Raw genomic sequence first — 17,789 nt, forward strand, 5'->3', positions numbered from 1 at the left:
TGCAATGTTTGCTATGACATGCATTAGCAAATATAATGGCTTGATGTTCCGCAACCTCGACGCTGCCCTGATCCGAACCTTTGTCACCGTTGCCGACAGGGCCAGCATGACGGCGGCGGCCAACGCGCTGCATTTGACGCAAGGTGCCGTCAGCCAGCAGGTCAAGCCTTTGGAAGAGGTTCTCGGCTGTAGGCTGTTCGACCGCGATCGGAGCGGATTGCGGCTGACCCGCTCCGGCGAGCGGCTGTTCGGCAAGGGCAAGCGCCTGCTTTCGCTCAATGACGAGATCCTGGCGGAGATGGCGGGCGATGCAGTTGCCGGTCAGGTGCGGCTTGGCGTGCCGTACGACCTTGTCGGCACCTTGCTTGCACCGGTGCTCAAGGCCTATGCCGAGGCGTATCCGCAGGTCGAGATCTCGCTTGTCTGCGCCTCGTCGCCGGAGCTGGCTGCGGCCTTGGCGGCCGGCACGATAGAGCTCGCGGTGATCGAGGAGCCGGTCGGTCGGTCGGCCGGCGAATGCCTTGTTGTCGACCGGCTGGTCTGGGTCGGCGCCAAAGGCGGCGGCGCCCGCAGCAAACGCCCCTTGCCGGTTTCGATGGTCGCCGAGACCTGCGCGTTCCGTCCGGTTGTACTGGAGGCGCTTAACGAGCACGGGCTGGCATGGCGCACCGTATTCGAAAACGGCAGCATCGACGCGACGACGGCGACAGTGCGTTCGGACTTGGCCGTCACCACCTGGTTGGCGTCGACCGTACCTGCGGACCTCGATATTTTGGCCAACGATCCGGATTTGCCGTCATTGCCGAATTTTGCAATCAATCTGCATTTGCCGAAGCACAGCGTTGCGCCTGCCGTACTGGCATTCGCGGGCCACCTCCGCGATGGATTGGCACGGCGACGAGAGGCGGCTTAAAACAGCAAAAAGGACGGCCAGTGTTCAGCCGTCCTTGATCGCCCTGCGGCATCTACTTCCAGTTCTTGCGCCGCTCGATCTCGGCTTCGGAAGGCTGTTCCGGGGCAAAGGACCCGGTCTTGATCTCGCCGGAGCGCTCATAGCTCGCCATGAGGACGCCGGTGGTCGATGCCTGCGAACGGGTCAGCTTGAAGGCGGCAGGCATCGCGCCGCTGCCGAACAGTTTTTTGCCCTTGCCCAGCACCAGCGGGAAAATCAGCAGGCTGATCTCGTCGATCAGGTCATTGGCGAGCAAGGTCTGGATCAGCTCGCTCGATCCCTGAATGAGCAGGTCGGGGCCGTCCTCCTGCTTCATCCGGCGCAACGTCGCCACGACATCGCTGCCGAGCGGCTGGCTGTTTTGCCAGGACAGCGTATCTGGCCTGTGCGTAGCCACATATTTGGTGACGGCGTTGAAGCTGTCGGCGATCGGGTCATTCTTCTGGTAGGGCCAATGGGCGGCGAAGATGTCGTAGGTCTTGCGGCCGAGAAGCAGCGCGAACGGTTTTGAAAACGTCTCGCCCATGGCGGCACCCATCAAGTCGTCCCAGTAGTGGAATGTCCAGCCGCCAAATTTGAAGCCGCCGACAGGGTCCTCTTGCGGGCCGCCGGGCGCCTGCATGACGCCGTCGAGGCTGACGAATGTTGCGGCGATGATCTTCCTCATTGGAGCTCCCTTTCGCTGATCCGTGCCGTCATGGCCGGACTTCGAGCCAAGGACGGGCAGACAGACATTTGTCCGACAGCGGCCGGCAAATTTCCAGGGCTGGAAGGACGGATGATTGCCGACGTTGTTGGGTCAGTTTGGAGCAGACGCTCAGCCTAAACCGACGACCGTGTCGTAGAGCAGCTTGAAGTTGAGCACCAGGATGAGGGCGGCAACCACCCAGGCCAGCACGGCAACGGCGCGGGAAATGGCGAAATTGCCCATTTTGCGCTTGTCCGAGACGAACTGCACCAGCGGGACGACCGCGAAGGGAAGCTGCATCGACAGGATCACCTGGCTGAAGACCAGCAACTGGCCGGTGCCCTTCTCGCCATAGAGGGCGGTGACGACCACCACCGGGATAATGGCGATGCCGCGCGTCAGCAGGCGGCGCGCCCATTGCGGGATGCGCAGCCGCAAGAAGCCTTCCATCACGATCTGGCCGGCCAGTGTCGCGGTGACCGTCGAGTTCAGGCCGGAGGCAAGCAGGGCCACGGCAAACAGGATCGAAGCGATGCCGAGGCCGAGGAGCGGCGACAGAAGCTCGAAGGCCTGGCCGATCTCGGCAACGTCATGATGACCGGTGCCGTGGAACGCCACCGCCGACACGATCAGGATGGAAGCATTGACGAACAACGCCAGTATCAGCGCGATGGTCGAGTCGGTCGTCGCCCATTTGATGGCGTCGCGCTTGCCGCGATCGGTGCGCTCGTAGGCGCGGGTCTGCACGATCGAGGAGTGCAGATAGAGATTGTGCGGCATCACCGTGGCGCCGATGATGCCGATGGCGATGTAAAGCATCGCTGGATTGGTGACGATCTCGGACGACGGCACGAACATGGCGTGCAGGATGGAGCCGACCGGCGGCGCGGCGGCAAAGATCTGAATGGCGAAGCAGCCGAAGATGACAATCAAAAGTGCTATGATGAAGGCCTCGAGGAAACGGAAGCCCTTGTTCATCAGCAGCAGCAGCAGGAAGGCATCGAGCGCGGTGATAATGGCGCCGCCGATCAGCGGAATGCCGAACAGCAGTTGCAAGGCGATTGCCGTGCCAATGACCTCGGCCAGGTCGCAGGCGATGATGGCCAATTCGCAAGCGACCCAGAGCATGAAATTGACCGGTCGCGGATAATAGGCGCGGCACGCCTGCGCAAGGTCGCGGCCGGTGGCGATGCCGAGCCGGGCGGCGAGCGCCTGCAGCAGGATCGCCATCAGGTTCGACAACATGATGATGAAAAGCAGCGTGTAGCCGAACTGGGCTCCGCCGGCGAGGTCGGTCGCCCAATTGCCCGGATCCATATAGCCGACCGAAACCATGTAGCCCGGCCCCATGAAGGCGAACAGCCGGCGAAGCCAGATCCCCGAGTGCGGCACCGCGATCGTTGCGTTGACTTCGCGCAGGCTGAGCTGCTCGTCGTCCTCCGGGCGGGCAAATCGCCACATGGACCGGGGGGCTGAGGTGGCTTCGGCTTCCGACATGAAATGGCTTTCCACTGGAACGATCGATGTTCTCTCCTTATCTATGCCACGGCTGAACATTATGCAATATGCTATATTTCATTGTCGGAGCTTTTTCGTGTAGCCGCTTGGCCGTGCGGCCGGACCGCAGTGACCGCCGGTTGCGCCGGCCACCGAATGGAAATAAACGGCCAGAACAAATAGGGTTCCGTGTTATGACTGCAATGTCGATTCAAACTGCCGGGAGGAGCGCGTATTGGCGCTGAAGAAAAGACCGGTTCCTCGCGAAAAGCCGCTGCCTGATGCAGAAATCCACTCGGAAGGCTTCAGGCAGACGCGTGAAGCGCGCCGCAGCGCGCTGGTCGAGGATTATGTCGAGCTCATCGCCGACCTGATCGAGGATGGCAACGAGGCGCGCCAGGTCGATATCGCGGCACGGCTCGGCGTCGCTCAGCCGACGGTGGCGAAAATGCTGACGCGGCTGTGCGCCGACGGGCTGGTCTCCCGGAAGCCTTATCGCGGCGTGTTCCTGACCGAGGCCGGCCGCAAGGTTGCGGAAGAGAGCCGCATTCGCCACCAGACGGTCGAGGCCTTCCTGCGCTCGCTCGGCGTCAGTGCCGAGACGGCGCGCATCGACGCCGAAGGCATCGAGCATCATGTCAGCGCCGAGACGCTCGAAGCCTTTCGCAAGGCAATAATCGCCGCCCGCTGAAAAGCACGTGGCGCGACTCGCTTCCCACGAGCAGGGCGAACGCCACAGACCTTGCGATGTTTCGGCCAGAGCAAACAAGCGTCAGCAAGCATTGCTTGTTCGCACGAAAAATACTGTGACTCGGCGTAACCGTTGAGATAATTGTGGTCGTGTCCGATCGAACCGGGACACGGCCCGATCGGCCGGAAGAAATTGCGTCATGGGGGTTGCCATGCTCTGGAAGGGCCGTCGTCAGAGTGACAATGTCGAGGACGAGCGCGGCCAGAGCGGCGGGTTTGGCGGTGGGCCGGGGCAGTTTCGCATCCCGATCGGCGGTCGCGCCGGCGGCGGCGGCATGTCGGGCATCATTATCGTAGGGTTGATTTTCCTGGCAGGGTGGTATTTCGGCTTCGACCCGAGCCAGATCCTCGATGACAGCGGCTTGCAGCCCGGTGGCGGCGGCCAGATCACCGACAATAGCGGCGGCCAGGGCGGCGGCACCGGTGCGCCCGCGTCCGACGAAATGAAGCAGTTCGTGTCGACCGTGCTGGCCGAGACCGAGGATACCTGGACCGGTATTTTCCAGTCCGAGGGCCTGACCTATCAGGATCCAAAGCTGGTCCTGTTCAGCGGCCGGATCGGCTCTGCTTGCGGTTCTGCCTCATCGGCGGCCGGACCATTCTACTGTCCCAATGATCGCAAGGTCTATCTCGACACCACCTTCTTCCAGCAGCTCGATCAGCAGTTCGGTGCCTCCGGCGATTTCGCACAGGCCTATGTGATCGCGCATGAGGTCGGCCACCACGTGCAGAACCTCGTCGGCATCCTGCCCAAATTCAACCAGATGCGGCAGAATATGAGCGAAGCCGACGCCAACCACATGTCGGTGCAGGTCGAGTTGCAGGCCGACTGCTTTGCCGGCATCTGGGCACATTTCACCGGTCAGAAGGGCATCTTGGAACAGGGCGACATGGCGGAGGCACTGAACGCCGCCAAACAGATCGGCGACGACACGCTGCAGAAGAAGATGCAGGGCTACGTCGTGCCGGAAAGCTTCAACCACGGCACGTCGCAGCAGCGGCAGACCTGGCTGGCGCGAGGTTTCCAGAACGGCAAGCTTTCGGACTGCGACACGTTCAACAACCCGATCTGAGCCGACAGTTTTCTCGTAATTATCTGAGAGACTGCATCGCAGTCAGGGGATGTCAGGATGAAAACACTCTGCCCGTTCCCTCATTGTTCCCGGCGATGTGCTCGCCTATAAGGTGTGTCCCCGTTCGCTCGGGCGGCCCGAGGAGATACCATCATGATAGACCCCAAAACCGCCAGGCGGGGCCTTGCGCTTGTTTTTACCACCCTGCTGCTCGACGTCATCGGCTTCGGCATCATTATGCCGGTGCTGCCGGCCTATCTCAGGGAATTGACCGGCGTCGGCATCAGCGAGGCGGCTATCGAGGGCGGCTGGCTCTTCTTCGTCTATGCGGCGATGCAGTTCGTTTTCGCACCAGTGATGGGTGGGTTGAGCGACCGGTTCGGACGGCGGCCTATCCTGCTCGCCTCGGTGCTGACGTTCGCTATCGACAATCTGATCTGCGCTATCGCCTGGTCCTATCCGATGCTGTTCATCGGCCGCGTGCTGGCCGGCATTTCCGGCGCCAGTTATTCCACGACATCGGCATTCATCGCCGATATCTCGACCGACGAAAATCGTGCGAAGAATTTCGGGCTGCTCGGCATTGCTTTCGGCGTCGGCTTCGTCATCGGGCCGGTTCTGGGCGGGTTGCTCGGCACGTTCGGGCCGCGTGTGCCGTTCTATTTCGCTGCCGGGCTTGCCTTCGCAAACTTTCTGATCGCGCTGTTTCTGTTGCCGGAAACACTTGATAACAAGCACCGTCGCCGCTTCGAGTGGAAACGCGCCAACCCGGTCGGCACGCTCGTCCAGATGCGCAACTACGAAGGTATCGGCTGGATCGGACTTGTCTTCTTTCTGATGACGCTGGGGCACATGATGTATCCTGCGGTCTGGTCGTTCGTCTCCAGTTATCGCTATGGCTGGAGCGAACAACAGATCGGCTTCTCGCTCGGCGCTTTCGGCCTGTGCGGGGCGATCGTCATGGCGACTGTCCTGCCGCGCGTGATCCCTAAGCTTGGCGAGTGGAAGACGGCGGTAATCGGTCTGGCATTTACCGCACTCAGCGCCTTAGGCTACGCCTTCGCGTCACAAGGCTGGATGATCTATGCAGTGATCGTCGTCGGGTGTCTCGAGGCGTTGGCCGACCCGCCGCTCAGAAGCCTTGCGGCCGCCAAGGTGCCACCTTCCGCCCAGGGCGAACTCCAGGGCGCAATGACCTCGATCTTCTCGATCACCTCGATCATCACACCGCTGCTTTATACGGCGATCTTTTCCTGGTTCACGGGGCCGAACGCGCCCGTAGCTTTCGGCGGTGCCCCGTATCTGCTCGGCGCGATTTTCCTCACGCTGGCGCTCGTCGTCTTCGTCACCAAGGTGGCCAAGCCGACGCCGAAGGAAGTCAAACGCATGCACGCGCAGGAAGCGGTGACGGACGGGGCTTGATCGGCGCCGGGAGCCCGGCCGGCGCCGTCAGTCAAATCCGTTTTTACGCAATGCGCTAAACACGCTCGGCCAGTGCCGGCTCGCCGCGCTTTTCGCGGATCAGATTGACGAAGCGGCGAAACAGATAGTGCGAATCCTGCGGCCCGGGCGAGGCTTCGGGATGATGCTGGACCGAGAAGACCGGTCTGCCGGTGAGCGCAATGCCGCAATTCGAACCGTCGAACAGCGAGACATGGGTTTCCTCGACGCCGCTCGGCAACGAGTCGGCGTCGACGGCAAAGCCATGGTTCATCGAGACGATCTCGACCTTGCCGGTGGTGTGGTCCTTGACCGGATGATTGGCGCCGTGGTGGCCCTGATGCATTTTTGCAGTCTTGCCGCCCAGCGCCAGCGCCAGCATCTGGTGGCCGAGGCAGATGCCGAACAGTGGGATATCGGTCTTCAAAAGATCCTGAATGACCGGCACGGCGTAGTCGCCGGTTGCTTCCGGATCGCCAGGGCCGTTGGATAGAAAAATGCCGTCGGGCCGCATCGCCAGGATCTCCTCGGCGCCGGTTTTTGCCGGCACCACAGTTACCTTGGCGCCGAGGCCGGCCAGCAGGCGCAATATGTTGCGCTTGACCCCGTAGTCGATGGCAACGACGTGCATCGACGGATCAGCCTGTTCGCCAAAGCCCTCGTTCCAGACCCAGGGCGTCTCGCGCCAGACCGAGGATTGACCGGAGGTGACTTCCTTGGCCAGATCAAGCCCGATAAGCCCCGACCATGCGGCGGCGCGGCGCTTGAGATCATCGACGTCGAAGATACCGTCGGGCGCGTGCGCGATGACGGCATTTGGCATGCCCTTTTCGCGGATCAACGCGGTCAGCGCCCGCGTGTCGATGCCTGAAAGTGCGACGATGCCGCGCTTCTTCAGCCACTGGTCGAGACCGGTTCCGGCGCGATAATTCGACGGGTTGGTGACGTCGGCCTTGAACACGGCGCCGACGGCGCCGGCGCGGGCCAGCGGGTTGAGGTCCTCGATATCTTCGTCGTTTGTGCCGATATTGCCGATATGCGGAAAGGTGAAAGTGACGATCTGGCCGGCATAGGATGGGTCGGTGAGGATCTCCTGATAGCCGGTCAGCGCAGTGTTGAAGCAGACCTCGGCGACGGCGGAGCCGGCGGCGCCCAGACCGCGGCCCTCGATGACGGTGCCGTCGGCCAGCACCAGCAGGGCAGTCGGCTTGTCGGTGGCCCAAGGGGGGGGCGATGCGGCGGTCATCGTTGCCACGGCGGCACTCCTAAAGGTGCGCCCTCAGTCGGCGCAACAAAAAGCGCGAAGCGGCGATCTCACAGCCTCGGCGCGCTAAGTTTTCACTTGTGCATGTCGTTGCCCCAAAACAGCTACGCACTTTTGGGCGACGTGCACTAGAATTCAGTTCATGCAAGGCCCAGTACATAGGGGAAGGCGCCAAGGCGGTCAATGATGCCAGGAAGTGCGAGCCCGGATTTATTTCGTCGAACAATATCAGGGATTTGCCGGTAGTGTCGCATTTGCGTTGGGCTTTCGGCACGGCTATTGTCCGCCGCATTCGAAGGAGAAAGCACTATGCGAGGCAAAATCGCCGAATCCCTGAAGAGCGCGATGAAGGCGCAGGACAAGCGCCGGCTGCCGACATTGCGGCTGATCCAGGCGGCCATTCACGACCGCGACATCGCCAATCGCGGCGCCGGCAAGGAGCCGGCCAGCGACGACGAGATCCTGCAGATCCTGGCCAAGATGGTGAAGCAGCGCGAGGAATCGGCCAAGGCGTTCGATGACGGCAAGCGGCCGGAGCTTGCGGCGCAGGAGCGCGACGAGATGGCCATCATCCGCGACTTCCTGCCGACGCAACTGGGCGAGGTTGAGACGGAAAGCGCCGTCCGTTCCGCGATTGCCGAGACCGGCGCCAGCGGCGTCAAGGACATGGGCAAGGTGATGGCGGCGCTCAAGGAGAGATACGCCGGTCAGATGGATTTCTCCAAGGCGAGCGGCATCGTCAAGAGCCTGCTTCAGTAAGCTGCCGAAGGCCCTTGCCGTCGCGCCCGCAATCCGGCAGCCAAAAGCTCGCGCCCGTGATCGAACTCGTCAAACCGGCGCTTGAACACCTGCCGTCCTACAAGGCGGCTCTCGAGCGCGGCTGGTCGCCGGACAATGTGCGGCTGCTCGAGGCGACGCGCGAGCAGCTTGCGGCTATCGAAAAGGATCCAGCGACTTTCCTTGGCGATCTCGACGATTCCGATGGCAAGGGACCGCCGATCACCTTGCCCGACGGTTCGACGGTGCCGCGGCTGCCCGGATTCCGGCGCTGGATCTGGGACGGGGAAGTCGCAGGCCCAATCGGTTTGCGCTGGCAACACGGCACCGCGGCGCTGCCGTCGCATGTGCTCGGCCACATCGGCTATGCGGTGGTGCCGTGGAAACGGGGACGCGGCTATGCGACCGAGGCCCTGCGGCTGATGCTGGTGGAGGCGAGGGCTGTTGGCCTGCCCTTCGTCGAAATCACCTGCAAGCCTCACAATGTGCCCTCGCAGAAGGTCGTTCTGGCCAATGGCGGCCGGCTCGTCGGACGTTTCTTCGAGGACGCCGCCTATGGCGGCGCGGAAAGCCTGCGCTACCGGATCGATCTGTAGCCCTATTCGGCGGCAGCCGGCAGCGGCGGCGCAGCCCGGCTTCGCCATTCCCAGACATGCGAGGCAAGCGCAACCGCGACCGCGACCAGCATGGCGACCGCGCCAACCACCGGCAGGCTGCGATAGCCATAGCCGGCATTGAGCATGGCCGCGCCGAGCGATGCGGCGAGCGCGATGCCGACATTGAAGCCCGACGGAATGAGCGACGAGGCAAGATTGGAGGCATCCGCGGTCCAGGTCAGTATCCGGGTCTGGATCGGCGTGCCGATGGCGAAGTTGAGGCCGCCCCAGACGAAGATCGCTATCACCATCGGCAGTGGGTAAGAACTGACGGCATAGATCAAGGCGAGCATCACCGCCTGCAGGAAAAGCATGGCGATGAGCGACGGCATCAGCTTCCAGTCGGCGAGCCGCCCGCCGACGAAGACGCCGATCGTTGCGCCGACCCCGTTCAGCAAGAGCACCCAAGGTATCCATTTCTCGTCGAGGCCTGTGACCTCAAGCAGCGTCGGCGTGATATAGGTGAACAGGCCGAACTGGCCGATCATCAGCATCAGCATGATAATGAGCGAGGTCCAGACCTGCTGACGTGCGAGCACGCGGACCTCGCTTCCAAGGCTCACTGACGGGCTCGACGATCCCGTCTTGCGCGGCAGCAGGGCGCCGATTGCCGCGAAGGCCACCACACCGAGCGCGCACATCACCCAGAATGTTGCACGCCATCCCCAGATGTTGCCGATTGCCGTGCCGGCCGGAACGCCGATGACGTTCGATACGGTGAGGCCGGACAGGATCAGCGCCACCGCCATGCCGCGCTGGTCTTCGCGCACGAGGCCGACGGCCACCACCATGGCAACGCCGAAATAGGCGCCATGCGCCACGGCCACCGCTATCCGCAACAGCAGCATCGAGGCGAAGTCGGGCGCCAGCGCGCAGGCGGCCTGGCCGATGGTGAAGGCTGCAGTCAGTCCAAGCAGCAGGGCCTTGCGGGAGAACCTTTTGGTGGCGAGCGCCAGCAGCGGGCCGCCGACTGCAATGCCGCCGGCATAGCCGGAAACGAGATAGCCGGCGGTCGGAATCGCGACGCCAAGGCCATCCGCCACCTGCGGCAGCACGCCGGCGATGACGAATTCGGTGGTGCCGAAGGCGAAGGCAGCTATGAACAGGGCAATGAGGGGCAGCATGGCGCGAAGGAGATCCTCGGACAAGCTGGCCTCAAACCACGGATGAGGGCGGCGGGCAATCCAGAAATTGGCGACGCCGCTTTAGCTTTTCTTGATCGCCGGTCTGGCGCCCGCCGCGGAGGCAAGAGCTAGGCGGCTGCCTTCCTCCCGTAAGGAATTTTCAGCCACGCCCGTTCGTGAAGATAATAGAGCAGCGACTTGGTGACGACCTCGGTCAGGCCGATGGCCGCGGCGAGCTTGATGCTTCCGGTCACGACGAGCGAGATGATCATTGTGTCGATGGTGCCGGTGACGCGCCAGGAAAGCGCCTTGGCGAAACTGCGAGAATGGGTGTCCATCGACTTTCCTCCCGGTAGATATGGGACGATCCTTTAGCCGACAGACGGGAAAACGCGCAAAGATAATTTTTGCGCATTGGCCCACAGCAATTTTCATAGGCGATGTTCTGAAGCTACCTGGCCTGTGGACGCAATCTATCCAGCCTTCAGCCGTGAACCGGTGAGCAGACCGCGCTCCTCAAGCACGGGATAGGCCATCGAGGCGAGCAGCGAGTTGATCTGCTTGAGGTCCCGAATGGTGTCGAGATGGATGGAACTGGTCTCGACACTCTTGGCGGTGCCGTCGCGCAGCCGCACGAAATGGCTCTGGCTGGTTTCCTTCTCGCGGTCGCGCAGCCGGTCCTTTTCCAGCACCAACTGGCGAGCGGTCTCCGGATCGCGAGACACCAGCACGTTGAAGGCAAGCCTGGCATTGGCAAGCACCAAGGCATGGAAGGCGCAAAGCTCACGCCATCCTTCCGGCGTGAACTCCAGCCCGCGCTCGAATTTCTTCTTCACGTGGACCAGCATGTTGCGCACGATGATGTCGCCGACCTGCTCCAGCTTGACGCAGGCGCCGATCAGCTCCTGGCAACGCAGGGCCTCGTCCTCGCTCAGCGGGTTCTTGGTGACCCTGGCCAGATAGAGCTTGATCGCCGCGTGCTTTCTGTCGACACGGTCGTCGAGTGCGGCCAGCGCGCCAATCTTGTCGGCATCGGCGCTCTCATAGAGCTCGATGATCCGTTTCAGCATGATCTCGACCGTTTCGCAGACCCGCACCACCTCGCGGGTGGCGTTGGCTAATGCCTGGCTCGGCACGTCGAGCGCACTTTCGTTGAGCGCGGAAAGCTCAACGACGTCGAGCGCGTCGGCGGGCTGCGGCTTGGTGCCCAGCGCCACGATCTTTTCCGAGGCGCGATAGACCAGGCGCGCCAGCGGCACGCCGGCGATCAGGATCAAGATGTTGAAGGCGATGTGGGCATTGACGATCTGCTCGGGCACGGTGCTGCCCAAGAAGGCGACCCGCGGCTTGAACGTCAGGAACAGGATCAGCATGATCAGCGAACCCATACCGCGCATCAGGAGATTCCCGATCGGCACGATGCGAACGCCGGGCTCTGCGTTGCGGGTTAGAAGCGGCGCGATGATCGAAGAGCCGAGATTGACGCCGAGCACCAGCACGATGCCGAGTTCGGGCGGGATGAAACCGCGACCGGCGAGCGTCACCATCAGCAGCACCGCGGCGATCGAGGAATGGAACAGCCAGGTGACCAACGCCGCCAGAAGATAGGCGGTGACCGGATCGCCGGAGAAGTAATCGACGATGAGCGGCATCAGCGTGCTCTGGCGCAGCGGCTCCGACGCCTGGCCGATCATCTCCAGCGACAGAAGCAGCAGGCCGATGCCGACCAGGATGCGGCCGAACTGGCGCCAGTCGCGCCGCTCTGTGGCCATGAACATGACCGTGCCGGCGACCAGGCAGACCGGCACCAGCAGCGACAGATCGAAGGTAAGCAGCTTGACCACCAGCGCCGAGCCGATCTCGGCACCGCGCACCGCAAGCTGGCCCGACATGCCGCTGACAATACCGGAGCCGGCGAATGAGCCGACCAGCAAGGTGACGGCGGTCGAGCTTTGCAGTGCGACAGCCAGGCCGCAGCCGGCCAGAACCGCCATGAAGGGATTGCGCATGGTGGCGCGCAGTTTGTGGCGCAGCACATCGCCGTAGGCGCGCTCGACGCCGGTCTTCACCAGACGGGTGGCAAACAGCATCAGTGCCACCGCACCGGCAAGGTGCAGCAAAACGACCGAGCCACTCATGCCAGGCCCCGCAACGCCACAGGCGCCGGCGACGCGGGCGCGGTGAAGTCGAAGGGGCAAAAGCGGGCGCGAATCGTGGACATTGCAGAGGTCGATATTACTCCGATTTATTTTAGCCGAATAATAAATTTTGCCCGGTTCGGACGCCTGTTGGCACGCGACGGGGCGTGTCGGAAATGGATGGCTGACAAAATGGTTGCATAGCCTGCGAGGTTGCGGAGGGTCATGCGTCCATTCTCGGACGGTCGCTTTAAAGGTATCGCTGAATTAGTCGTGCTAAATATAGGAAATCATTACGAAAACGTAATCTATGCATTCAGTTTCGGTTCATCCTTCCGGCTCTATTCCGGAGGCATCGACAACCAAGGAGTACCCGCCATGAAACGTATCGTTCTTTCCGCCATTGCCTTCTCGATGCTGGCTGCAACCGCCTTGCAGGGCCAGGCTGCACCACTGAACACACCAAACGCGCCGCAGTCGAACTACAGCCAGGTCGACTGGCAGAAGCCCGGCAGGCATGTGAACAAGCATGTCGACGTGAACAAGCGCGTCATAGTGAAGAAGAAGATCGTCGTGAGACGCAGCCATTGGCGCAACGGCCAGAGATATTCGAGCTGGAAGCGTCATCAGCCGATTCGCGATTATCGCCACTATGGCCTGCGCCGTCCGGGTCCCGGCCAGGAGTGGATCCGGGTCGGTAACGACTATCTGCTGTCAGCGTTCTCTCCGGCCTGATCTTCGGTGCCATCGCCGCGCAGTGAGCGCGGAACGGCTGATCGGCGCTGCGCCGGTTTAGACCACGAAGGCGGTCCGCGGGCCGCCTTCTCTTTTTGACCTGTGAAAACCGGGTATGGTCGCCATTAGGAGTCGTCGGGCTTCGCCCGTGTGATTATATGAAGGCCAAACGAGCTGTCCCCATGCGCTTTCCGCCTGCTTTCCTCGACGAGATACGCGACCGCGTACCGATTTCTTCGGTGATCGGCCAGCGCGTCGCGTGGGACAGGAAGAAGACCAACGCGCCGCGTGGCGATTATTGGGCGTGCTGTCCGTTCCATGGCGAGAAGAGCCCGTCCTTCCATTGCGAGGACAAGAAGGGCCGTTATCACTGTTTCGGCTGCTCGGTTTCGGGCGACCATTTCAAGTTTTTGACCGAACTCGATGGGATGAGCTTTCCCGAGGCCGTCGAGAAGATCGCCGACATGGCCGGCGTGCCGATGCCGGTTCGCGATGCCGATGAGGAACGGCGCGAAAAGGAACGCGCCAGCCTGACCGATGTCATGGAGATGGCGACGGTGTTCTTCCAGGAACGGCTGCAGGGACCGGAAGGGGCAAAGGCCCGCGCCTACCTGCGCGACCGGGGGCTGACACCGGCGACGCAGCAGTCTTTCCGCCTCGGCTATGCCCCTGACAGCCGCAACGCGCTGAAGGAGCACCTTGCCGCCAAGGGCGTCCCCAAGGCCGACATAGAGGCGTGCGGGCTGGTGCGACATGGCGACGACGTGCCGGTCTCCTATGATTGGTTTCGCGACCGCATCATGTTCCCGATCCCGGATTCCAGGGGCAAGATCATCGCCTTCGGCGGGCGGGCACTGGCGCCGGATGCGCTGGCCAAATACATGAACTCGCCCGACACGGAGCTCTTCCACAAGGGCAACGTGCTCTACAATTTCGCCCGTGCGCGCCAAGCGCTCGGAAAGGGAGCGCTGGCCAAGGGCGGCACGGTCATTGCCGTAGAGGGCTACATGGATGTGATCGCGCTGGCGCAGGCCGGCTTCGAGAACGTGGTGGCGCCGCTCGGCACCGCATTGACTGAAAACCAGCTCGAACTTCTGTGGCGCATGGCCGGCGAGCCGGTGCTGTGCTTCGACGGCGACCAGGCCGGGCTGAAGGCAGCATGGCGCGCCGCCGACATGGCGCTGCCGGCGGTCCAGGCGGGCCGCTCCGTGCGGTTCGCCCTGCTGCCGGAGGGCAAGGATCCCGACGATCTGGTCAAGGGTGACGGACCGGATGCGTTCCGCGCCGTGCTTTCCGAGGCGCGGCCGCTGGCCGACCTCTTGTGGATGCGCGAGACCGCCGGCGGCATCTTCGATACGCCGGAACGGCGGGCGGAGCTCGAAAAGACGCTCCGCGAACTGACCAGCCGCATCCGCGACGAGAGCCTTCGCTATCACTACCAACAGGAAATGCGCGAGCGCGTGCAGAGCTTCTTCGGTGCCCAGCGCGGACGCCAGGGACGTCAGGACGGACGGCCCGGTGAGCGCTTCCCGGGCAGGGTCTCAGCACCCGGCGGACAGTTTGCACGTGGCGGCGGTGCCGGTGGGCGCACCGCGATCACCGAAAGCCTCGGCCGCTCGGCGCTGGTCAAACGCGGCGGCGAGGGCATGTCGGTGCGCGAGGCGACGATCATTGCGGCCCTCGTCAACCATCCCGTGCTGATCGACGAGAATTTCGCCCATGTCGAGTTCCTCGATCTCGCCAATTCCGATCTGAAGCGGCTGCATGCGGCCATCCTCGACGCCATGGCGCACGATATGGCCAACAACCGCGAGGCTGTAATCGCGACGATCGAGCGGGCCGGCTGCGGTGAGATCTGGCGGCGCGCGGTGGCGCTGATCAAACGTGCGCGGCAATGGCCGGCGCTGGAAACGGCAGCACTCGACGATGCTCGTGATGCGTTCAGCCAAGCTCTCCACTTGCAGCGCAGCGCGCGCACCTTACATAAGGAGCTGAAGCAGGCGGAAGCAGCGCTCGCCAGCGATCCCACGGACGAAAATTACCGGCACCTGGTCGAAATCCAGGCGCAATTTCGTGATGTGCAGGCAACGGAAGCGCTGATCGAAGGGTTTGGCGTATCGTCGGGCAGAGCTGGGCGCGTTTAGATCGAAGCCTCCAGAAGACTGAAATGTAAGGACGTGCTTGCGCGTTGAATCAAGCGTGCGGTGCTCTAAGTCGGGTAATTGATTCGCTTTTTTCATGCGAATCATGCGAGAGGCGCTTGACCTTCCGGCAGAATGGCGGAATCAGGTCGATTCGAAACGTTAACCCGCCCCGGCATCGACGGGAATGCAGCGATGTAAGGTACTGATCACTGGACAGGCAGTCTGCTTGCCACAGATATCAGGGTTAATCTGGACTTAACGAGAGATGCAGTTACTGGCCCGGTAAAGCGCGTTCTGGAAGGAGCGCATCCAATTTGACCGGACCGGCAGCTTACGCGGCTTTGATACTCAGCCGCTTGGAGAAAATAAAGACTATGGCGACAAAGGAAAAGGAAGAAGTCGAGACCGAACGCGAGGCCGCGACCGATGGCCCTCTGCTCGACCTTTCCGACGATGCTGTCAAGAAGATGATCAAGGCCGCCAAGAAGCGCGGCTATGTCACCATGGACGAGCTGAATTCGGTGCTGCCCTCGGAGGAAGTGACCTCCGAGCAGATCGAGGACACGATGGCCATGCTTTCCGACATGGGCATCAACGTGGTCGAGGACGACGAGCAGGGCGAGGAGCCCGAAGCCGCCGATACTGCCGCTGACGCCGAGGAAGACGCGAACGAACTCGCCGAGCAGACCGGCACCGCCGTCGCCGCCACCACGACCAAGAAAGAGCCGACCGACCGCACCGACGATCCGGTCCGCATGTATCTGCGCGAGATGGGCTCAGTCGAGCTTCTGTCGCGCGAGGGCGAAATCGCGATCGCCAAGCGCATCGAGGCCGGCCGCGAGACGATGATCGCGGGCCTGTGCGAAAGCCCGCTGACCTTCCAGGCCATCATCATCTGGCGTGACGAGCTCAACGAATCGAAGATCCTGCTGCGCGAGATCATCGACCTCGAGGCGACCTATGCCGGGCCGGAGGCCAAGCAGGCGCCGGTTGTCGAGCGTATCGAGGAAGCCAAGACCGAGGAAAAGTCGCGCCGTTCGCGCGAGGACGAGGACGACATCACCAACGTCGGCGGCGACACCCGTGGCCTGGTGGACGATGACGAGGAAGACGATGACGAGGCGAGCCTGTCGCTTGCGGCGATGGAAGCCGAACTGCGCCCGCAGGTGATGGAGACGCTCGACGTCATTGCCGACACCTACAAGAAACTGCGCAAGCTGCAGGACCAGCAGGTCGAGAACCGGCTGGCTGCCGCCGGCACGCTGTCGCCCAGTCAGGACCGCCGGCTGAAGGAATTGAAGGACCAACTGATCAAGGCGGTGAAGTCGCTGTCCTTGAACACGGCGCGCATCGAGGCGCTGGTCGAGCAGCTCTACGACATCAACAAGCGCCTAGTGCAGAACGAAGGCAAGCTGCTCAGGCTGGCCGAAAGCTATGGTGTGCGCCGCGAGGAATTCCTCAAAGAATATCAGGGCTCGGAGCTCGATCCCAACTGGACTCGCTCGATCGGCAATTTGACTTCACGCGGCTGGAAGGAATTCACCAAGAACGAGAAGGACGCCATCCGCGACCTGCGCGCCGAGATCCAGAACCTCGCCACCGAGACGGCGATTTCGATCCAGGAATTCCGCAAGATCGTCAACCAGGTGCAGAAGGGCGAGCGCGAAGCCGCGATCGCCAAGAAGGAAATGGTCGAGGCCAATCTGCGCCTCGTCATTTCCATCGCCAAGAAATACACCAATCGCGGCCTGCAGTTCCTCGATCTGATCCAGGAGGGCAATATCGGCCTGATGAAGGCGGTCGACAAATTCGAATACCGCCGCGGCTACAAGTTCTCGACCTACGCGACGTGGTGGATCCGGCAGGCGATCACCCGTTCTATCGCCGACCAGGCGCGCACCATCCGCATTCCGGTGCACATGATCGAAACGATCAACAAAATCGTGCGCACCTCGCGCCAGATGCTGCATGAGATCGGCCGTGAGCCGACGCCGGAAGAGCTGGCGGAAAAGCTCGCCATGCCGCTGGAAAAAGTGCGCAAGGTGCTGAAGATCGCCAAGGAGCCGATCTCGCTCGAAACGCCGGTCGGCGACGAGGAGGATTCGCATCTGGGCGACTTCATCGAGGACAAGATGGCGATCCTGCCGATTGACGCGGCGATCCAGGCCAATTTGCGCGAGACGACGACGCGTGTATTGGCCTCGCTGACGCCGCGCGAAGAGCGCGTGCTCAGAATGCGCTTCGGCATCGGCATGAACACCGACCACACGCTTGAAGAGGTCGGCCAGCAATTCTCGGTCACCCGCGAGCGCATCCGCCAGATCGAAGCCAAGGCGCTGCGCAAGCTCAAACACCCGAGCCGGTCGCGCAAGCTGCGGAGCTTCCTCGACAGCTGAGGCCGGGTGACGGATAAGCAGTTTCAAGGGCGCCGGTGGCGCCCTTTTCCGTTTGGGCACATGCGATCACGTTTGAACGCGCCGCTCTTGCGGGTCGTGCCCTACGAGAGGATAATTCCGCGACGGACGCATTCTCTGGGCGACAAACCCGGATG

At 62.4% G+C, this 17,789-nt stretch carries 14 protein-coding genes and 1 pseudogene; 9 read left to right on the forward strand and 6 right to left on the reverse strand.

Going from position 1 to position 17,789, the window contains the following annotated elements; all coding sequences use genetic code 11:
* Window positions 1–4: 4 nt before the first annotated feature.
* Window positions 5–913 carry a LysR family transcriptional regulator gene (locus NKJ84_RS12900; RefSeq protein WP_352506757.1) on the forward strand — a complete coding sequence of 303 codons (909 nt, stop codon included), beginning with the start codon at window positions 5–7 and terminating at the stop codon, window positions 911–913.
* 52 nt (window positions 914–965) lie between these two features.
* On the opposite strand, the gene NKJ84_RS12905 is transcribed toward NKJ84_RS12900, so the two are convergent.
* Together NKJ84_RS12905 and NKJ84_RS12910 are read right to left on the reverse strand one after the other, a co-directional pair.
* A complete protein-coding gene (locus NKJ84_RS12905; protein ID WP_352506758.1) occupies window positions 966–1,619 on the reverse strand; it encodes a dihydrofolate reductase family protein in 654 nt (217 codons plus the stop codon).
* A gap of 150 nt (window positions 1,620–1,769) precedes the next feature.
* Entirely contained in the window at window positions 1,770–3,137 is a 1,368-nt protein-coding gene (locus tag NKJ84_RS12910) for an Nramp family divalent metal transporter (protein WP_352477808.1), read from the reverse strand.
* A gap of 235 nt (window positions 3,138–3,372) precedes the next feature.
* Here NKJ84_RS12910 and mntR point away from each other — a divergent pair, with 235 nt between their 5' ends.
* From mntR to NKJ84_RS12925, 3 genes are all read left to right on the forward strand, one after another.
* Window positions 3,373–3,828, forward strand: coding sequence for a manganese-binding transcriptional regulator MntR (mntR, locus tag NKJ84_RS12915; RefSeq protein ID WP_254820344.1), 456 nt, complete (start codon window positions 3,373–3,375; stop codon window positions 3,826–3,828).
* 211 nt (window positions 3,829–4,039) lie between these two features.
* On the forward strand, window positions 4,040–4,960 hold the full coding sequence (gene ypfJ / locus NKJ84_RS12920; protein WP_352478094.1) for a KPN_02809 family neutral zinc metallopeptidase: 921 nt from the start codon (window positions 4,040–4,042) through the stop codon (window positions 4,958–4,960).
* Window positions 4,961–5,113: 153 nt separating this feature from the next.
* On the forward strand, window positions 5,114–6,382 hold the full coding sequence (locus tag NKJ84_RS12925; protein ID WP_352506759.1) for a TCR/Tet family MFS transporter: 1,269 nt from the start codon (window positions 5,114–5,116) through the stop codon (window positions 6,380–6,382).
* 55 nt (window positions 6,383–6,437) lie between these two features.
* Here the strand turns inward: NKJ84_RS12925 and carA are convergent, their stop codons facing one another.
* Window positions 6,438–7,646 carry a glutamine-hydrolyzing carbamoyl-phosphate synthase small subunit gene (gene carA, locus NKJ84_RS12930; RefSeq protein ID WP_352506809.1) on the reverse strand — a complete coding sequence of 403 codons (1,209 nt, stop codon included), beginning with the start codon at window positions 7,644–7,646 and terminating at the stop codon, window positions 6,438–6,440.
* 327 nt (window positions 7,647–7,973) lie between these two features.
* Between carA and NKJ84_RS12935 the strand changes: the two genes are divergently transcribed.
* Window positions 7,974–8,423, forward strand: coding sequence for a GatB/YqeY domain-containing protein (locus NKJ84_RS12935; protein WP_352506760.1), 450 nt, complete (start codon window positions 7,974–7,976; stop codon window positions 8,421–8,423).
* A 56-nt stretch (window positions 8,424–8,479) separates the two neighbouring features.
* On the forward strand, window positions 8,480–9,037 hold the full coding sequence (locus tag NKJ84_RS12940; protein ID WP_352506761.1) for a GNAT family N-acetyltransferase: 558 nt from the start codon (window positions 8,480–8,482) through the stop codon (window positions 9,035–9,037).
* 2 nt (window positions 9,038–9,039) lie between these two features.
* Here NKJ84_RS12940 and NKJ84_RS12945 read toward each other — a convergent pair whose 3' ends face one another.
* From NKJ84_RS12945 to NKJ84_RS12955, 3 genes are all read right to left on the reverse strand, one after another.
* On the reverse strand, window positions 9,040–10,221 hold the full coding sequence (locus NKJ84_RS12945) for an MFS transporter (protein ID WP_254820371.1): 1,182 nt from the start codon (window positions 10,219–10,221) through the stop codon (window positions 9,040–9,042).
* Between the two features lie 128 nt (window positions 10,222–10,349).
* Entirely contained in the window at window positions 10,350–10,559 is a 210-nt protein-coding gene (locus NKJ84_RS12950) for a DUF2061 domain-containing protein (RefSeq protein WP_023678301.1), read from the reverse strand.
* A 135-nt stretch (window positions 10,560–10,694) separates the two neighbouring features.
* A complete protein-coding gene (locus NKJ84_RS12955) occupies window positions 10,695–12,359 on the reverse strand; it encodes a Na/Pi cotransporter family protein (RefSeq protein WP_352506762.1) in 1,665 nt (554 codons plus the stop codon).
* A 378-nt stretch (window positions 12,360–12,737) separates the two neighbouring features.
* Here NKJ84_RS12955 and NKJ84_RS12960 point away from each other — a divergent pair.
* The 3 genes and pseudogenes from NKJ84_RS12960 to rpoD all read left to right on the forward strand — a co-directional run bounded on the left by NKJ84_RS12960 (window position 12,738) and on the right by rpoD (window position 17,634).
* Window positions 12,738–13,120 (forward strand): annotated as a pseudogene (locus tag NKJ84_RS12960) (RcnB family protein).
* Between the two features lie 156 nt (window positions 13,121–13,276).
* Complete coding sequence (dnaG, locus tag NKJ84_RS12965; protein ID WP_352506763.1) at window positions 13,277–15,238, forward strand: DNA primase; 1,962 nt, start codon at window positions 13,277–13,279, stop codon at window positions 15,236–15,238.
* A gap of 374 nt (window positions 15,239–15,612) precedes the next feature.
* A complete protein-coding gene (gene rpoD / locus NKJ84_RS12970) occupies window positions 15,613–17,634 on the forward strand; it encodes an RNA polymerase sigma factor RpoD (protein WP_023678297.1) in 2,022 nt (673 codons plus the stop codon).
* The last annotated feature ends 155 nt before the right edge of the window (window positions 17,635–17,789 follow it).

The sequence above is a fragment of the Mesorhizobium sp. M0048 genome (genome assembly GCF_040323405.1).
GTDB lineage: Bacteria > Pseudomonadota > Alphaproteobacteria > Rhizobiales > Rhizobiaceae > Mesorhizobium.